Genomic DNA, 16,102 nt, shown 5'->3' on the forward strand with positions numbered 1-16,102 from the left:
ACCCACACGAATCGTTTTTCATTGACCCCCGCGGCCTTGCCGCGCTATCAAACAATCCGTGGTGATTTGGCCGGCCGGCTTGCAGCCACGTTAAACAAATCGCTAAAGGGCCGAGGAAACGTGGATTTTCCGAGGACCGGTCGCGATCAATCGCCGCCGGTTTTTTTGTATTGATCGAGTGGAAGCCCCATGCCCATCAAGATACCCGATACGCTGCCCGCATTCGAGACCCTCGCGACCGAGGGCGTGCGGGTGATGACCGAGACCGTGGCGATCCGTCAGGATATCCGCCCGCTCCAGATCGGGCTGCTGAACCTCATGCCGAACAAGGTCAAGACCGAGATCCAGATGGCGCGCCTCATCGGCGCCTCGCCGCTGCAGGTCGAGCTGTCGCTGATCCGCATCGGCGCGCACCGCGCGAAGAACACCTCCGAGGAACACCTGCTTGCCTTCTACGAGACCTGGGAGGAGGTGAAGGCCCGCAAGTTCGACGGCTTCATCATCACCGGCGCCCCGGTCGAAACGCTGGAATACGAGGACGTCACCTATTGGGACGAACTCAAGCGCATCCTCGACTGGACGACGACCAACGTGCATTCGACGCTGAACGTCTGCTGGGGCGCGATGGCGGCGATCTATCATTTCCATGGCGTGCCGAAATATCCGCTGAAGGAGAAGGCTTTCGGCGTCTACCGCCACCAGAACCTGCAGCCCTCCTCCGTCTATCTCAACGGCTTTTCCGACGATTTCGCCGTGCCGGTGTCGCGCTGGACCGAAGTGCGCCGCGCCGACATCGATGCGGTGCCCGACCTTGAGATCCTGATGGAATCGAAGGAGATGGGTGTGTGCCTCGTGCACGAGAAGAAGGGCAAGCGCCTCTACATGTTCAATCACGTAGAGTATGATTCCACTTCGCTATCGGACGAATATTTCCGGGATGTGGATGCGGGCGTACCGATCAAGATGCCGCATGACTACTTCCCGCACAATGATTCAACCCTGCCGCCGCAGAACCGCTGGCGCAGCCATGCGCATCTTTTCTTCGGCAACTGGATCAACGAGATGTACCAGACGACGCCCTACGAAATGGACCTGATCGGCAGGAACGAAAGCTAGGGCCGGAGCCGCGGATGTTCATCCCCTTCTTCCTCGAATTGAAGGCCGCGAAGATCCCGGTGACGCTCCGGGAATTCCTGTCCTTGATCGAGGGCATGGAGGCGGGCATTGCCACCTTCGATATCGAGGCGTTCTATTTTCTCGCACGCACGGCATTGGTGAAGGATGAGCGCCATATCGACCGCTTCGACGGCGTATTCCGGCATTGTTTTTCCGGCCTTGAGGCCATCAATCCGCCAGACGAGTTCGCGCAGGGTGAAATCCCCGAAGAGTGGTTGCGCAAGCTTGCCGAAAAATATCTGACCGAGGAAGAGAAGCGCCTGGTCGAAAGCCTTGGCGGCTTCGAGACCCTGATGGAGACCTTGCGCCAGCGGCTCAGCGAACAGGAAGGGCGCCACCAGGGCGGCGCCAAATGGATCGGCACCGCCGGCACCTCACCCTTCGGCGCCTATGGCTACAATCCCGAAGGTGTGCGCATCGGCCAGGACGGCTCGCGGCACCGGCGCGCGGTCAAGGTGTGGGACCGGCGCGAATTCAGGGATTACGACGACACGGTCGAACTCGGCACGCGCAACATCAAGGTGGCGCTCAAACGGCTCAGGCGCTGGGTGCGCCAGGGTGCTGCCGACGAACTCGACCTCTCCGGCACGATCCGCGCCACCGCCGAGCACGGCTATCTCGATGTCGTCACCCGGCCGGAACGGCGCAATGCTATCAAGCTCTTGATGTTCTTCGACGTCGGCGGTTCGATGGACGACCATATCCGCATCGTTGAGGAGCTGTTTTCGGCGGCACGCGGCGAATTCCGCCACATGGAGCACTTCTACTTCCACAATTGCGTCTACGAAGGCCTGTGGAAGGACAATCGCCGCCGGCGCGCCGACATCACCCGCACGGCGGAGCTGCTGCGCACCTTCGGCAGCGACTACCGCGCGATCTTCGTCGGCGACGCATCGATGAGCCCCTATGAGATCAGCCACCCCGGCGGTTCGGTCGAGCATTGGAACGACGAGGCCGGCGGGCTCTGGCTCTCGCGTATCGCCGCCCATTTTCCCCGGTCTATCTGGCTCAATCCGGTTGCCGAGCAGCATTGGGGCTACACTCAGTCGATCGGCATGATCAGGAGCCTCGTAGGCGGACGGATGTTTCCCTTGACGCTTGCCGGACTGCAGGACGCGACGAAACAACTATCACGCTGAATCTACCGCAGAAAATCTCGATTTCCGGTTGCCGATCCACCTGAAATGACGCAGGTTGCTTGTCGTGAGGACTGCATGTTTCCGTAAATCGTAGAGCATCCCGCTTTCAAGTGGAATCACTGAAAGCGGATAAGATGCTCTAGAATCAAAGTGCTAGAGCGTCCTTTGTGTGTTCATCTGAACGCACGGCGCTCTAGCCGATTTAAGGATACAACATGCAGCAGTTCTAGAGTGTACAGCGACCTTTGCGCGTCTGCTAAGACGCGCGGCGCTGTGGGGGAGCCAGGCGATGGACAAGCATGCGGATACGGAAATCTTCGGACACCTGCCATCGGGTGAGCCGGTTCATCGTGTCGTGCTCTCCGGTGGTGGCCTTACTGCCTATATCCTCACCTGGGGCAGCGTGATCCAGGATCTGCGGCTGGATGGCCATGAGCCGCCGCTGGTGCTCGGGTTCACCGATCTCGAAAGCTATCTCGACCATTCCCCCTATTTTGGCGCGACGCCCGGCCGCTGCGCCAACCGTATTGGCGACGGTCGCTTCACGCTCGACGGCAAAACCTACCAGCTCGAATGCAATGAAAAAGGTGTGACCCACCTGCATGGCGGCAGCGACAACATCGGCAAGCGCAACTGGACGATCGTCAGCCACACACCGGACAGCGTCACGTTGGCGATCACCGACCCGGACGGCCGCGCCGGCTATCCCGGCAGCTGCCAGATCCGCTGCACCTACCAGCTCAAAGCCGGCGGCGTGCTCAGTGTCGTCTACGAGACGGAGACCGATCGGCCGACACTCGCCAATGTCTGCCAGCACAGCTATTTCAATCTCGATGGCGGCACGGACGCGCTTGGCCACGACATCATGATCGCCGCCGACCATTATCTGCCGACCAACGAGTTCCAGGTCCCGACGGGCGAAATCCGCCCGGTCGAAGGCACCGCCTTCGATCTCAGGGAAATGACCTCGCTCAAGCGCCAGACCGAGGGCGAACGCATCGCCTACGACCACAATTTCTGCCTTTCGCCGGAGCGCATGGCAAAACACTCAGTCGCCTTTGCCCGCAGCCTCAATTCCGGCGTGACGATGGAAGTGCTGACGACCGAGGCTGGCGTCCAGCTCTATACCGGCTTCAAGCTCGACGTGCCGGTGCCCGGCCTCGAAGGACGCCGCTACGGCGCCTTTGCCGGTTTCTGCCTTGAAACCCAGGTGTGGCCGGACGCGGTCAATCACGAGGGCTTTCCGAACGCGGTTCTGCGCCCCGGCGAACTCCGCCGCCAGGAAACCGACTATGTCTTCATGAAGAGCTGACAGGCGAGCGCATCGGCGCTGACAGCAGAGACAAGACGGCTGCTGCGTTTCGCCCGGGGCGAATGCATTGGCCGAAGCCAAAAGCATTTACAAGTAAAATGGTTGGGAAAATTGGAGCGGGTGAGGCGATTCGAACGCCCGACCCCAACCTTGGCAAGGTTGTGCTCTACCCCTGAGCTACACCCGCTCATTACCTCGGTCCGGGGGTAGTCGGTGGACCGTGGGTGCCGCGCTGTCTTGCGGCGACGGGCGCTATATGGCCTAAGCGATTTTGGAATGCAACAGGGAAATGTCGAGAAAGCGAATATTTTTTGGAAGCCTCCCCGGGAAGCCCGCAAATGCCGCGTTTTCGCGCCGCGCCGCCGTCTCTGAGATTGCACGCCGCGGCCGTTCTCCCCTAAAGCAGACTGGAAAAAAACGGAGCGGCAGGAGAATCACCCTCATGAACGAAGCGCAGCCGAAGACCGCGGACGAACTTTTCCGCTTTCTCGACGACCTCGGCATCGAACACAGCACCAAAAAACACGAGCCGGTGTTCACCGTGGCCGAATCGGTGGCATTGCGCGACGAAATCCCCGGCGGTCACACCAAGAACCTGTTCGTGAAGGACAAGAAGGACAACTACTTCCTTTTGACCGTAGAGGAACACGCGACCGTGGATCTGAAGACGGTACACCAGGTCATCGGTGCTGCGAGCAAGGTTTCCTTCGGCAAGCCGGAGAAGCTGATGGAATATCTCGGCGTCATCCCGGGAGCGGTGACCGCACTCGGCGCCATCAACGACACCGGCGGCAACGTCAAGGTGATCATCGACGAGGAATTGATGAAGTTCGATGTGATCAACTGCCACCCGCTTTCCAACGACGCGACGACCTCGATCGGCTCGAACGACCTGTTGCGCTTCATGGAAGCGACGGGACATGAACCGCTTGTCTTGAAAGTGACAGCCTGACATACGATCTTTGGCGCGAATGCAGGAAGCCGGATCACGAGCCGGCGAGGAGAGAAGAATGACGGGCAACGACAATCCCTATGCAGGGTCCTTCGGCAACCAGATGACCGCTTCGGCTTCCTTCGGCGGCCAGCCGGCCGCGGCCGCCGCACCGGGCGGCGACCTGATCAAGGAAACGACGACCGCCAACTTCAGCAAGGACGTGCTGGACGCCTCGCGCCAGCAGCCTGTTCTCGTCGATTTCTGGGCGCCCTGGTGCGGACCGTGCAAGCAGCTGACCCCCGTGATCGAAAAGGTCGTGACGGAAGCCGCCGGCCGCGTGAAGCTCGTCAAGATGAACATCGACGACCATCCGTCGATCGCCGGCCAGCTCGGCATCCAGTCGATCCCCGCCGTCATCGCCTTCGTCGGTGGGCGACCGGTCGACGGTTTCATGGGTGCCGTGCCTGAAAGCCAGATCAAGCAATTCATCGAAAAGATCGCCGGCCCCGCCGTCGACGACAGCAAGGCCGAGATCGAGGCAGCACTTGCCGACGCCAAGGGGTTGCTCGAAGCGGGCGATGCCGAGAACGCCGCCGGGCTCTTCGGCGCCGTGCTGCAGGCAGACCCGGAGAATGTGGTGGCTATTGCCGGCATGGTCGATTGCATGATCACGCTTGGCCAGATCGCCGAAGCGCGCGAAGCGCTTACGAGCCTGCCGGAAGATCTTGCCAAGGATGCCGGCATCAGCGCGATCGCCAAGAAGCTTGACCAGATCGAAGAAGCCCGCAAGCTCGGCGATCCGAACGCCCTGGAACAGCGGTTGGCGGCAAACCCTGACGACCATGAGGCGCGCATGATGCTCGCCAAGATCCGCAACGTGGAAGGCGACCGCAATGGCGCGGCCGACCACCTGCTGACGGTCATGAAGCGCGACCGGGCTTTCGACGACGATGGCGCACGGCGCGAGCTCGTCTCGTTCTTCGAAGTCTGGGGCCCGAAAGACCCGGCGACGATCGCCGCCCGCCGCAAGCTGTCGTCGATCCTCTTTTCCTGAGCAGAGCAGCAAGATCGGTGCGTTTTTCCCTTGAGATTTTCGAAGGGCGCACCATTTCTTGATCTGGTTGGCTATGCCTATGGGCGTGGCGGGGCAGAACCGGACATCTGCAAGGTCAATTGGAATGCATGTCGGAAATGCACGTTATCTTGGTCCGCAGGACTTGCCGGAGATCATTCCGGTGTTTCCGCTGACCGGTGCGCTGCTGCTCCCGGGTGCCCAGCTGCCGCTCAACATCTTCGAGCCACGCTACCTGGCGATGCTCGACGACGCTCTTTCCGGCAATCGGCTGGTCGGGATTGTCCAGCCCTCCTTCTGCGAAGGCCGCAACGACATCGGCGTCGGGCCGGTGCCCGCGCTCTGCGAGGTCGGCTGCATCGGCCGCATCACCTCCTTTGCCGAAACCGGCGACGGCCGCTACATCACCTCGCTGACCGGCGTATGCCGCTACCGACTGTTTAACGAGGTGGCCGGCACACGCGGCTATCGCCGCTTCCGTATCGGGCCCTTCACGGCCGATCTCGAAAATCGCGACGATGAAAGCCTTGTCGATCGCTCGGCGCTGCTGGCAGCCTTCAGGGCCTATCTGGAGGCCAACAAGCTGAAGGCCGACTGGGAGAGTGTCGAGCGCGCCAGCAACCGCACGCTGGTCAACTCCATGGCGATGATGTCGCCCTACGGACCGGCAGAAAAACAGGCGCTGCTGGAGGCCCCCGACCTCAAGACCCGCGCCGAGACGCTGATTGCCATTACCGAGATCGTGCTTGCGCGCAATTTCGGCGATGTCGACAACATTCTGCAGTAAGCGAGGGGTCATGGACGTCAACGCCAGCAAGGTCGATCCGAAACTGCTCGAACTGCTCGTCTGCCCGTTGACCAAGGGCCGGCTCAGCTATCGCGCCGAAGCCAATGAGTTGATCTCGGAAAAGGCACGGCTCGCCTATCCCATCCGCGACGGTGTGCCGATCATGCTGATCTCCGAGGCACGCAAGATCGAGGACTGACGCCAGCGGCCGATCCCACATCCTTTGACGATCAGTCAAGGAATAGCCCGTAAGTTGCCTGGACTATCGGTAGCTCGGCGGGACACGATGAACATCTGGCACTACGTCGTCGCGATCGTGACTCTGACCGCGCTTGGCGCGGCGGTCCATGTCTTCCGCTCGTCGTTCAATTTCATTCCCGATCGCTTCAATGCCGCGCCCGGCCAGTTCTGGCGCAATCACGCCATCGACGACATGCTGAGTGCGAACTACGGTTTCTGGGACATGGTCGCCGGGACCGAATACGACGAGGACGGATTTTACGAGTTCTTCAGCCGCAGAAATCTACGCATCTGCTTCACGTGGACGATCGCGATCGGCATGACATTGCTGTTGTCGTACCAGGATCTGCAAGACAAATTCACTGCCGTCGTCGATGTCGCGCCCGGCTGGCTCTGGGCGCTTTTCGTCTACCGGATCGAGAATCTCACCATCTTCTGACCCCTCAGATCGGCTGGCCGGAAAGCAGCCGCGGGTCCGCGTCGCCGGCAACGCCGGCCGCCTGGCGGATGAAGAAGCTTTTGAGGGACGGCAGCCGATCGACAAGACCGAGACCGAAGTCGCGGGCGATCCTGACGGGTGTAATGTCGTTCGAAAACAGTCGGTTGAGCACATCCGTGGTCACCCCCATGCGGAAGGTGTCGAACCGGCGCCAGCTCTGGTAGCGCTCGAGGATAGCAAGCGAACCGATATCGAGCCCGAGACGATCCGCCTCGACGATCGTCTCGGCCAGCGCCGCCACGTCCTTGAAGCCGAGATTGAGGCCCTGGCCGGAGATCGGGTGGATCCCGTGGGCGGCATCGCCCGCAAGCGCAAACCGCGGTTTTACGAAATCGCGCGCAAGGGTCAGGCCGAGCGGAAAGGCGCGACGGCCGCCGACAACCTTGAGATGGCCAAGCCTGTGGCCGAAGCGGCGCTCCAGCTCTTCTTCGAAGAGGAAATCGTCGCCCTTGACCAGGCGCTCCGCGTCCGCAGTGCGCTCGGTCCACACCAGCGACGAGCGATTGTTCTTGAGCGGCAGGGTGGCAAAGGGGCCGGCCGGCAGGAAATGCTCCTCGGCCGTGCCTTCGTGCGGGCGCTCATGCTCGACGGTGGTAACGATGCCCGACTGGCCATAGTCGAATTCGACCGTCTTGATGCCGGCCGCATCGCGCAGCTTCGAGCGCACGCCATCGCAGGCAACCAGCAGACGGGCCTCCAACTGCTCGCCGCCGGTAAGCGTCACCGCAACCGCATGATCGCCGCTCTCGAAGGTTTCGACCATGGTCGACTGCCGCACGGTTACACCAAACTCCTCGCAGGCGGCGCGCAGCGCGCCGACCATGGCCGTGTTCGGCACCATATGGGCAAAGGGCCGCCCCTCCTCCCCCTCGCCGTCGAAGGTGAGGAAAACCGGGCGCACCGGATCGGATGTCTTCGAATCGGTGATGACCATGCGCCGGATCGGCTCGGCCTCCGGCACAATCGCCTGCCACACGCCGAGAACATCGAGCATGCGCTCAGCTGCCGAGGCGACGGCAGAGGCGCGCTCGTCGCGCTTCCAGGCGCCTTCCGGCGCACCGTCTATGACGGAAACTTCGAGATGCGGTGCCGCCTTCTTCAGCGATACCGCGAGCGAAAGGCCGACATAGCCGCCACCGGCAATCAACACATCGATCATCCGCTTTCTCCCGTCGCACTTGAGCATCGTTTCATGCCTATATAGATCAATGCCATCGCCGTTCCTACCATCGGAGACAGCCGAAATGTCGCGCCCCACTGAGACCGCAACGCCCATGGATGCGCTGCTTGCCACACTCGACCTCGAAAAGCTCGAGGAGAACCTGTTCCGTGGCCGCAGTCCCCAGGTCGGCTGGCAGCGCGTGTTCGGCGGCCAGGTGATCGGGCAGGCGCTGGTCGCAGCCCAGCGCACTGTCGACGAAGGCCGCTACGTGCACTCGCTGCACGCCTATTTCATGCGCCCAGGCGATCCGTCCGTGCCGATCATCTACGAGGTGGACCGCATCCGCGACGGCTCGAGCTTCGCCACGCGGCGTGTCGTCGCCATCCAGCACGGCAAGGCGATCTTCTCAATGTCGGCGTCGTTCCAATATGACGAGGACGGCTTCGAACATCAGATCGACATCCCCAACGTGGCGATGCCGGAAACCCTGCCGGGCGAGCAGGAGCTGAAGGACAAGTTCCTGGCGCACGCCCCCGAAGCGATCCGCCGCTACTGGGAGCGGCCACGGCCGATCGAGATCCGGCCGGTCTCGCTCACCCACTATTTCGCCCGCAACGATGGTAAGCCGACCCAGGACGTCTGGGTCAAGGCCGTCGGCCATGTGCCCGACGAGCGCCACCTGCAGGCGGCCGTGCTTGCCTACCTCTCGGACATGACGCTGCTCGACACGTCGCTCTATGCCCATGGCACGTCGGTGTTCGATCGCAACCTGCAGGTTGCAAGCCTCGATCACGCCATGTGGTTCCATCGCCCCTGCAAGATGGACGACTGGCTGCTCTATACCCAGGACAGCCCCAGTGCCCATGGTGCCCGCGGCATGACCCGCGGCAGCCTTTTTGACCGTTCCGGCGTGCTGATTGCCTCGGTGGCGCAGGAAGGCCTGATCCGGAAAAAGGCAGCTGAACAGGAATAGGGCACTTATTCTTTTCTGCCTATTTTTTAATCTTCTAAAGTGACGATTTTTTAGCGCGTCGCGGCACCGTCGCTGTGCGTGATAATTTTCCCATGCCTTTTCATAGGTTTAGCGTGCCACGACGAATCTGGCACGCCCCTTGAATGTAGCTGTCCGGTTGCACGGCGCTTTCAGCGTTCCGCAGCAAGGAGAGATGGCCTCCGACCGGAGGCGAACAAGGATGGGAAACCGATGAAAATTGTGATGGCCATTATCAAGCCGTTCAAGCTCGATGAGGTTCGCGAAGCCCTCACTGCTGTTGGCATCCAGGGCCTGACCGTAACCGAGGTTAAAGGCTACGGCCGCCAGAAGGGACATACTGAAATCTATCGCGGCACCGAATACGCCGTGAGCTTCCTGCCAAAGCTGAAGATCGAGATCGCGGTCGCCTCGGAGGTCGTCGACAAGGCCGTGGAAGCGATCGCCGTTGCCGCCAAGACCGGCCAGATCGGCGACGGCAAGATCTTTGTCTACTCCATTGACCATGCCGTGCGCATCCGCACCGGCGAAACCGATTCAGAAGCGTTGTAAGCCACGCCGTTCAGGGAGCACTACTCGATGTCGTCAAGCAAACTTTCCACCTCTCTGGTCAGGATCGGCGCAGCCTCTGCCGCCCTTCTTGCACCGGTCGTCGCCTTTGCCCAGGAAGCCGCACCGGCAGCCGCCGCTGCCACCACCGCAGCACCCGTTCCCGACAAGGCCGACACGGCCTTCATGTTCATCTCCACGCTGCTCGTCTTCTTCATGCTGATCCCAGGCCTCGCGCTGTTCTACGGCGGCCTCGTTCGCGCCAAGAACATGCTGTCGGTCCTGATGCAGTGCACCGTCATCGGCGCAACGATGATGATCGTCTGGGTCGTCTATGGCTATTCGTTCGCCTTCGGCGGCTCGACCAACCCCTATTTCGGCGGCTTCGCCAAGATGTTCCTCGCAGGCGTCTCGGTTGACAGCACGTCGGCCACCTTCTCCCAAGGCGTGGTCATTCCGGAATACATCTTCATGCTGTTCCAGATGACGTTTGCAGCGCTGACGCCGGCCCTCATCATCGGCGCCTTTGCCGAGCGCATCAAATTCTCGGCGGCCGTGCTCTTCTCCGTCCTCTGGGCAACCTTCGTCTACTTCCCGATCGCCCACATGGTCTGGGACGGCAACGGCCTGCTCTTCGGCATGGGCGCCCTCGACTTCGCCGGCGGCACCGTCGTGCACATCAATGCCGGTGTTGCGGGCCTCATCGGCGCGATCATGGTCGGCAAGCGCACCGGTTTCGGCAAGGACATGATGGCACCGCATTCGATGACGCTGACGCTCGTCGGCGCAGCGATGCTGTGGTTCGGCTGGTTCGGTTTCAACGCCGGCTCCAACCTCGAGGCATCAGGCGGCGCGATGCTCGCAACCGTCAACACCTTCCTCGCGACCGCAGCAGCCATCCTTTCCTGGTCGGTCGTCGAAACCTTCACCCGCGGCAAGGCCTCGATGCTCGGTGCAGCCTCGGGCATGATCGCCGGCCTCGTCGCCATTACGCCTGCCGCCGGCATCGCCGGCCCGATGGGCGCGATCGTCATGGGCCTGATCGTTTCGCCGCTGTGCTACTTCTTCGTCTCGGTGGTGAAGAACAAGTTCGGCTACGACGACACCGCTGACGTCTTCGGCGTTCACGGCGTCGGCGGCTTCTTCGGTGCGCTGGCGACCGGCATCTTCGCATCGTCATCGCTCGGCGGCATCGGCTATGCCGACGGCGTCACCATGGGCGGCCAGTTCATGACCCAGCTCACCGCCGTCGCCATCACCATCATCTGGTGCGGCGTGGTCTCGGCCATCCTCTACAAGGTGGTCGACGCGATCGTCGGGCTCCGGGTCTCGGTCGAAGCCGAACGCGAAGGTCTCGACCTCTCGTCCCACGGCGAAGCCGCCTACCACAGCTAAGCCAATCGCGGCGCCGTCAACAGGCGCCGCTCAACGTCCCGTCGCGGTCCGTCTGATACGGATCGCCTTTGGCCCGGATCGACTGATCCGGGCTTTTTTTCCCTTTCATGCGGATTGCACGCCTCGCCCACCGGTATTTTAGCGGCATACACGCATGGTTAATGTCGCATTAACCGTGCTTCGCTTAGGTTGATTCCATGGCACGCAATGTGTCTTGAAGATCGAGACGGGCAGCAGGCAACATGAGCAGAAGCAATCCGGCAACGCTTGACAGCCGTTCCAACCGGTTCGTGCTAACCACATTCGTATGGCGACAGATCGCGTCGCTGGCGGGCTTTGCGCTGTTTGGCGCACTGGCGCTGGCAATCGCGGCGCTATCGACATGGAACGTTGCCGACCCGAGCTTCTCCTACGCCACCTCCGACGAGCCGACCAACGTGCTCGGTTATGCCGGCGCGGCCTTTGCCGACATCTTCATGCAGTTTTTCGGGCTTGCAAGCGTCGTCGCCCTGCTTCCGGCCGTTGCCTGGGCGCTGGTGCTGATCGGCGGCAAGCGCTTCGACAAGATCTTCAAGCGCCTCGGCCTCTGGTTCGTCGGATCGGTGCTTGCAGGCGCGGCCTTGAGCTGCGTCCCGGCGCCGATCACCTGGCCGCTGCCCAACGGCCTCGGCGGCGTCTTCGGCGACATGATCCTGCGGTTTCCCGCGCTGTTCACCGGCGCCTTCCCGACCGGCACCTTCGCTACCGTGCTTGCCTGCATCTTCGCCGCTCCTGCCGCCTGGTGCCTGATCTACAGCGCCGGCCTGATCGGTGTCGGCGAGGAGGAGGACGAAGACGAGATCGAGGCGCCGACGCCGAGCAAGGCGCGCACCGTGCGCGACGAACTGGACGAAGACGACAGCGAAGGCCCCTTCACCCTGCTGATGGGCTCTTTCGCCCACTTGCGCTACACCGTGCAGGCACGCGTCCGCCGCATCTTCGGCATGAGCGGTACCCGCACGCCGACGAAGCGCCAGTACGATGAGCCCTACGATTTCAACAATGACGAATTCGGCACGCTGAACGAGCCGGTCCGGCCGAAGCCGATGGCCGGCGACCGCATCGAACCTTCGCTCGACCGTTCCGAGCGCCGCATCGTCACGCCACCGCCGATCATGGCTGATGACGATGACGACATGCCCTTCGACATGGACGAGCGCCGCCCCGCCGGCATTCTGTCCGATGACGAGGACGACGATCTTGACGCAGCAGCCGACTGGGCGCCGAAAGCAGCACCGCCGAAGCAGGGTCTGCCGAAGGCCGGCTCGCGTGTTGCCACCCCGCCGCCTCGCCCGAAGACCAGCCAGCGGCTCGAGCGCGAGGCGCAGCGCTCCTTCGTCGAGGACGATGACGGCGATTTCGCGCTGCCGCCAATGCATTTCCTCGCCGAGCCGAAGAACGTCACCCGCGACGCTTCGCTCTCCGCCGACGCGCTGGAGCAGAACGCCCGCATGCTCGAAGGTGTGCTTGAGGACTTCGGCGTCAAGGGTGAGATCATCCACGTCCGCCGGCCGGCTCGTTCATCCCTTTATGAACTGGAGCCGGCGCCGGGCATCAAATCCTCCCGGGTCATCGGCCTTGCCGACGACATCGCCCGCTCGATGAGCGCCATTGCTGCCCGCGTCGCCGTCGTGCCGGGCCGCAACGCCATCGGCATCGAATTGCCCAACCAGCGCCGCGAAACCGTTTATCTGCGCGAACTGATCGGCTCGCGCGACTTCGAGACCAGCAAGGCGCGCCTGGCCATGGCGCTCGGTAAGACCATCGGCGGCGAACCGGTGGTCGCCGATCTCGCCAAGATGCCGCATCTGCTCGTCGCCGGCACCACCGGCTCGGGCAAGTCAGTGGCGATCAACACCATGATCCTGTCGCTGCTCTACCGCCTGCGTCCCGACCAGTGCCGCCTGATCATGATCGACCCGAAGATGCTCGAACTCTCCGTCTATGACGGCATCCCGCACCTGCTTTCGCCCGTCGTGACCGACCCGAAGAAGGCGGTCGTCGCGCTCAAGTGGACGGTGCGCGAGATGGAAGAGCGCTACAAGAAGATGTCGAAGATCGGCGTGCGCAACATCGACGGCTTCAACACCCGCGTCGAGCAGGCGCTGGCCAAGGGCGATGCGATCACCCGCACGGTGCAGACCGGCTTCGACCGCCAGACCGGCGAGGCGATCTACGAGACCGAGGAATTCGATCTGTCGCCGATGCCCTATATCGTCGTCATCATCGACGAAATGGCCGACCTGATGATGGTCGCCGGCAAGGACATCGAAGGCGCGGTGCAGCGGCTGGCGCAGATGGCGCGCGCTGCCGGCATTCATGTGATCATGGCGACGCAGCGCCCGTCGGTCGACGTCATCACCGGTACGATCAAGGCCAACTTCCCGACCCGCATCTCCTTCCAGGTGACGTCGAAGATCGACAGCCGCACCATCCTTGGCGAACAGGGTGCCGAACAGCTGCTCGGCATGGGCGACATGCTCTACATGGCCGGTGGCGGACGCATCCAGCGCGTCCACGGTCCCTTCGTCTCCGACACCGAAGTCGAGGAAGTCGTCGCCTATCTCAAGACCCAGGGCACACCGCAATATCTCGACGCGATCACCGAAGATGACGACGAGGACAATGACGGCGGCGGCCCCGCCGGCACGTCCAATCTTGCCGATTCCGACGACCCCTACGACCAGGCGGTGGCGATCGTTCTGCGCGACGGCAAGGCCTCCACATCCTATGTGCAACGTCGCCTCGGGATAGGCTATAATAGGGCCGCTTCACTGATCGAGCGCATGGAACAGGAAGGCATCATCGGCCCGGCAAACCATGCCGGCAAACGGGAAATCCTCGTGCCGACCGAAGCGGAAATCACTGGCCGGTAAACCCGGCTTTCGTCCCGGGCGATGATCCATGCCCGGTAACGGTCATGTGAGAGCGCGGCCCGCCGAAGGCCATGAAAAACGCCTTGAAGGTGCCGCACTTGCGCTCCAGATGATTCAGGAAATGAAGGAGACTGTGATGACAGAGACGAAAACCACCCTGGGCAGCAATCCGGCGATGTCGCGCCGTGTATTCGTTTGCGGCCTCGCGGCGCTCGCGGGCATGGGTGGCGCCGGTCTTGACGTCACCAAGGCCTTTGCCCAGGCCCCGGCCTCCGCCCAGAAGATCGCCGATCATTTCTCGTCGGTGAAGACCATGTCCGGCGAATTCGTGCAGTTCGGCCCGCGCGGCGAGCAGACCGGTGGCAAGTTCTACATCCGCCGCCCCGGCCGCATCCGCTTCAACTACGAGGCGCCTTCGCCGATGCGCGTGATTTCCGACGGCAAGTCGGTGGTCATCGGCAATATGAAGCTGAAGACCTGGGATATCTACCCGCTCTCCAAGACGCCGCTGAACCTGTTGCTCAGCGAGCGGATCGACCTGACCGGCAAGATGGTGCGCGACGTCAAGGAAGAATCAGACCTCATCACCATCGTGCTCGGGGATCGCTCGATCTTCGGCGATTCGACCATCACCATGATGTTCGATCCGAAGACCTACGACCTGCGCCAGTGGACGATCACCGATGCGCAGAAGAAGGACACGTCGGTGATGATCTTCAACGTCCGGACCGGCATCGCGCTCGACGACAAGGTGTTCAAGATTCCTTACGACGAGGTTCGCAACAAACGGGGCGGCTAAGACCGCCTCAGCATAGGCATTGTGGACATCGGCCGCCCACTGCATGTGTCCTCGGATCCGATCTAAGGATAAAACATGCAGCGCGTCAAAGTGCGCAGCGACCTTTTCATGCATTCCTTGTCCCGACGCGCCAGACCTGCTTAAACCTCCCCGACATCGAAAACATATCCGTCCTGAGCCGGCTTTCCATTCGTCGAACGCCCGGACCTACCCAATCATGGGGAATGAGCAATGGCCCTTTCCGTCGCCACGTGGAATATCAACTCCGTTCGCCTGCGCATGCCGCTGATCGAACATCTGCTGAAGACCTGGCAGCCCGACATTCTCTGCCTGCAGGAAACCAAGTGCCCGAACGACCAGTTTCCGTCAAAGCCACTCAAGGCACTCGGCTACAACCATATCGAGATGCACGGCCAGAAGGGCTATCACGGCGTCGCGACGATCTCGCGTCTGCCCCTGCACGAGCTTAGCGACCGCCGCGACTATTGCGGCGTCGGCGATGCGCGCCACCTTTCGGTGGTGTTCGAGGCGGGCGGCAAGAAGATCCGCCTGCACAATTTCTACGTTCCCGCCGGCGGCGACGAACCGGACAGGTCGATCAACCCGAAGTTCGGCCACAAGCTCGATTTCGTCGATGAGATGAAGCTGCTGCACGCCGAAGCCGAGGCGGGCATCTCCTCCATCCTCGTCGGCGACCTCAACATCGCGCCGCTCGAGGACGACGTCTGGTCGCACAAGCAACTCCTGAAGATCGTCAGCCATACGCCGATCGAAACCGAGGGCCTCAACACGGTGATGAACGGCGGCGCCTGGGTCGACCTGATGCGCCAGCATGCGCCGGCGCCGACCAAGCTCTATACCTGGTGGAGCTACCGCGCGAAGGATTGGGAAGCGGCCGACCGCGGCCGACGCCTCGACCACATCTGGTCGTCGGCCGACCTCGCGCCGAAGCTGACGCAGGTGGATATCCTGCGGGAAGCGCGCGGCTGGGAGCGGCCGTCGGACCATGTGCCGGTGATCGCGCATTTCGATATTTAGAGCGGCAACGCTCTACTGCGTGTTTCCTTAAATCCTATTCGATTTAAGGATAAAAACATGCAGCAATTCAAAGTGCTACAGCGCCGCGCGTCTA

15 protein-coding genes, 1 tRNA gene and 1 riboswitch are annotated in these 16,102 nt (G+C 62.0%); of the genes, 14 read left to right on the top strand and 2 right to left on the bottom strand.

The window, feature by feature from the left end:
• Positions 1-48 precede the first annotated feature (48 nt).
• Positions 49-126, top strand: a riboswitch (SAM riboswitch).
• A gap of 63 nt (positions 127-189) precedes the next feature.
• From metA to BKP54_RS16480, 3 genes are all read left to right on the top strand, one after another.
• Positions 190-1,116 carry a homoserine O-succinyltransferase gene (metA, locus tag BKP54_RS16470; protein ID WP_025425146.1) on the top strand — a complete coding sequence of 309 codons (927 nt, stop codon included), beginning with the start codon at positions 190-192 and terminating at the stop codon, positions 1,114-1,116.
• Between the two features lie 14 nt (positions 1,117-1,130).
• Positions 1,131-2,315, top strand: a complete 1,185-nt coding sequence (locus BKP54_RS16475) for a VWA domain-containing protein (protein ID WP_025425147.1) — start codon at positions 1,131-1,133, stop codon at positions 2,313-2,315.
• 289 nt (positions 2,316-2,604) lie between these two features.
• Entirely contained in the window at positions 2,605-3,627 is a 1,023-nt protein-coding gene (locus tag BKP54_RS16480; protein ID WP_025425148.1) for an aldose epimerase family protein, read from the top strand.
• A gap of 112 nt (positions 3,628-3,739) precedes the next feature.
• Here the strand turns inward: BKP54_RS16480 and BKP54_RS16485 are convergent.
• Positions 3,740-3,814: transfer RNA gene (locus tag BKP54_RS16485), tRNA-Gly, on the bottom strand.
• A gap of 255 nt (positions 3,815-4,069) precedes the next feature.
• Here BKP54_RS16485 and BKP54_RS16490 point away from each other — a divergent pair.
• The 5 genes from BKP54_RS16490 (at position 4,070) to BKP54_RS16510 (ending at position 7,099) form a co-directional block, all read left to right on the top strand.
• The gene (locus BKP54_RS16490) at positions 4,070-4,579 is read left to right on the top strand and encodes a prolyl-tRNA synthetase associated domain-containing protein (protein WP_025425149.1); all 510 of its coding nucleotides are present in this window, start codon (positions 4,070-4,072) and stop codon (positions 4,577-4,579) included.
• Positions 4,580-4,637: 58 nt separating this feature from the next.
• Positions 4,638-5,615, top strand: coding sequence for a thioredoxin (gene trxA / locus BKP54_RS16495; protein WP_025425150.1), 978 nt, complete (start codon positions 4,638-4,640; stop codon positions 5,613-5,615).
• 124 nt (positions 5,616-5,739) lie between these two features.
• Positions 5,740-6,420 (top strand): LON peptidase substrate-binding domain-containing protein, encoded by a 681-nt coding sequence (locus BKP54_RS16500; RefSeq protein WP_025425151.1) that lies wholly within the window; start codon positions 5,740-5,742, stop codon positions 6,418-6,420.
• Between the two features lie 10 nt (positions 6,421-6,430).
• Positions 6,431-6,619 (top strand): Trm112 family protein, encoded by a 189-nt coding sequence (locus tag BKP54_RS16505; RefSeq protein ID WP_025425152.1) that lies wholly within the window; start codon positions 6,431-6,433, stop codon positions 6,617-6,619.
• 87 nt (positions 6,620-6,706) lie between these two features.
• The gene (locus BKP54_RS16510) at positions 6,707-7,099 is read left to right on the top strand and encodes a hypothetical protein (RefSeq protein WP_025425153.1); all 393 of its coding nucleotides are present in this window, start codon (positions 6,707-6,709) and stop codon (positions 7,097-7,099) included.
• 4 nt (positions 7,100-7,103) lie between these two features.
• Here the strand turns inward: BKP54_RS16510 and BKP54_RS16515 are convergent, their stop codons facing one another.
• Positions 7,104-8,318 carry a ubiquinone biosynthesis hydroxylase gene (locus tag BKP54_RS16515; protein WP_057210855.1) on the bottom strand — a complete coding sequence of 405 codons (1,215 nt, stop codon included), beginning with the start codon at positions 8,316-8,318 and terminating at the stop codon, positions 7,104-7,106.
• Between the two features lie 85 nt (positions 8,319-8,403).
• On the opposite strand from BKP54_RS16515, the gene tesB reads away from it, so the two are divergent.
• From tesB to BKP54_RS16545, 6 genes are all read left to right on the top strand, one after another.
• Positions 8,404-9,294 (top strand): acyl-CoA thioesterase II, encoded by an 891-nt coding sequence (tesB, locus tag BKP54_RS16520; protein WP_025425155.1) that lies wholly within the window; start codon positions 8,404-8,406, stop codon positions 9,292-9,294.
• 231 nt (positions 9,295-9,525) lie between these two features.
• A complete protein-coding gene (locus BKP54_RS16525; protein ID WP_025425156.1) occupies positions 9,526-9,864 on the top strand; it encodes a P-II family nitrogen regulator in 339 nt (112 codons plus the stop codon).
• A gap of 27 nt (positions 9,865-9,891) precedes the next feature.
• Positions 9,892-11,256 carry an ammonium transporter gene (locus BKP54_RS16530; protein WP_057210857.1) on the top strand — a complete coding sequence of 455 codons (1,365 nt, stop codon included), beginning with the start codon at positions 9,892-9,894 and terminating at the stop codon, positions 11,254-11,256.
• A gap of 242 nt (positions 11,257-11,498) precedes the next feature.
• Positions 11,499-14,171 carry a DNA translocase FtsK gene (locus BKP54_RS16535; protein WP_084814572.1) on the top strand — a complete coding sequence of 891 codons (2,673 nt, stop codon included), beginning with the start codon at positions 11,499-11,501 and terminating at the stop codon, positions 14,169-14,171.
• Positions 14,172-14,307: 136 nt separating this feature from the next.
• Positions 14,308-14,970 carry an outer membrane lipoprotein carrier protein LolA gene (locus BKP54_RS16540; RefSeq protein WP_025425158.1) on the top strand — a complete coding sequence of 221 codons (663 nt, stop codon included), beginning with the start codon at positions 14,308-14,310 and terminating at the stop codon, positions 14,968-14,970.
• A 231-nt stretch (positions 14,971-15,201) separates the two neighbouring features.
• Positions 15,202-16,008: an exodeoxyribonuclease III gene (locus BKP54_RS16545; protein ID WP_025425159.1), complete on the top strand. Its 807-nt coding sequence runs from the start codon at positions 15,202-15,204 to the stop codon at positions 16,006-16,008.
• The last annotated feature ends 94 nt before the right edge of the window (positions 16,009-16,102 follow it).

This window comes from Ensifer sp. 1H6 (assembly GCF_001976035.1).
GTDB lineage: Bacteria > Pseudomonadota > Alphaproteobacteria > Rhizobiales > Rhizobiaceae > Ensifer > Ensifer canadensis.

Bases quoted from the DNA above. Each gene is read 5' to 3' on its own strand.
- BKP54_RS16500 (WP_025425151.1), top strand. From the start codon at position 5,740: ATGCATGTCGGAAATGCACGTTATCTTGGTCCGCAGGACTTGCCGGAG.
- BKP54_RS16510 (WP_025425153.1), top strand. From the start codon at position 6,707: ATGAACATCTGGCACTACGTCGTCGCGATCGTGACTCTGACCGCGCTT.
- BKP54_RS16515 (WP_057210855.1), bottom strand. From the start codon at position 8,318: ATGATCGATGTGTTGATTGCCGGTGGCGGCTATGTCGGCCTTTCGCTC.
- BKP54_RS16480 (WP_025425148.1), top strand. From the start codon at position 2,605: ATGGACAAGCATGCGGATACGGAAATCTTCGGACACCTGCCATCGGGT.
- BKP54_RS16525 (WP_025425156.1), top strand. From the start codon at position 9,526: ATGAAAATTGTGATGGCCATTATCAAGCCGTTCAAGCTCGATGAGGTT.
- BKP54_RS16535 (WP_084814572.1), top strand. From the start codon at position 11,499: ATGAGCAGAAGCAATCCGGCAACGCTTGACAGCCGTTCCAACCGGTTC.
- BKP54_RS16545 (WP_025425159.1), top strand. From the start codon at position 15,202: ATGGCCCTTTCCGTCGCCACGTGGAATATCAACTCCGTTCGCCTGCGC.
- BKP54_RS16475 (WP_025425147.1), top strand. From the start codon at position 1,131: ATGTTCATCCCCTTCTTCCTCGAATTGAAGGCCGCGAAGATCCCGGTG.
- BKP54_RS16490 (WP_025425149.1), top strand. From the start codon at position 4,070: ATGAACGAAGCGCAGCCGAAGACCGCGGACGAACTTTTCCGCTTTCTC.
- tesB (WP_025425155.1), top strand. From the start codon at position 8,404: ATGTCGCGCCCCACTGAGACCGCAACGCCCATGGATGCGCTGCTTGCC.
- trxA (WP_025425150.1), top strand. From the start codon at position 4,638: ATGACGGGCAACGACAATCCCTATGCAGGGTCCTTCGGCAACCAGATG.
- metA (WP_025425146.1), top strand. From the start codon at position 190: ATGCCCATCAAGATACCCGATACGCTGCCCGCATTCGAGACCCTCGCG.
- BKP54_RS16540 (WP_025425158.1), top strand. From the start codon at position 14,308: ATGACAGAGACGAAAACCACCCTGGGCAGCAATCCGGCGATGTCGCGC.
- BKP54_RS16530 (WP_057210857.1), top strand. From the start codon at position 9,892: ATGTCGTCAAGCAAACTTTCCACCTCTCTGGTCAGGATCGGCGCAGCC.
- BKP54_RS16505 (WP_025425152.1), top strand. From the start codon at position 6,431: ATGGACGTCAACGCCAGCAAGGTCGATCCGAAACTGCTCGAACTGCTC.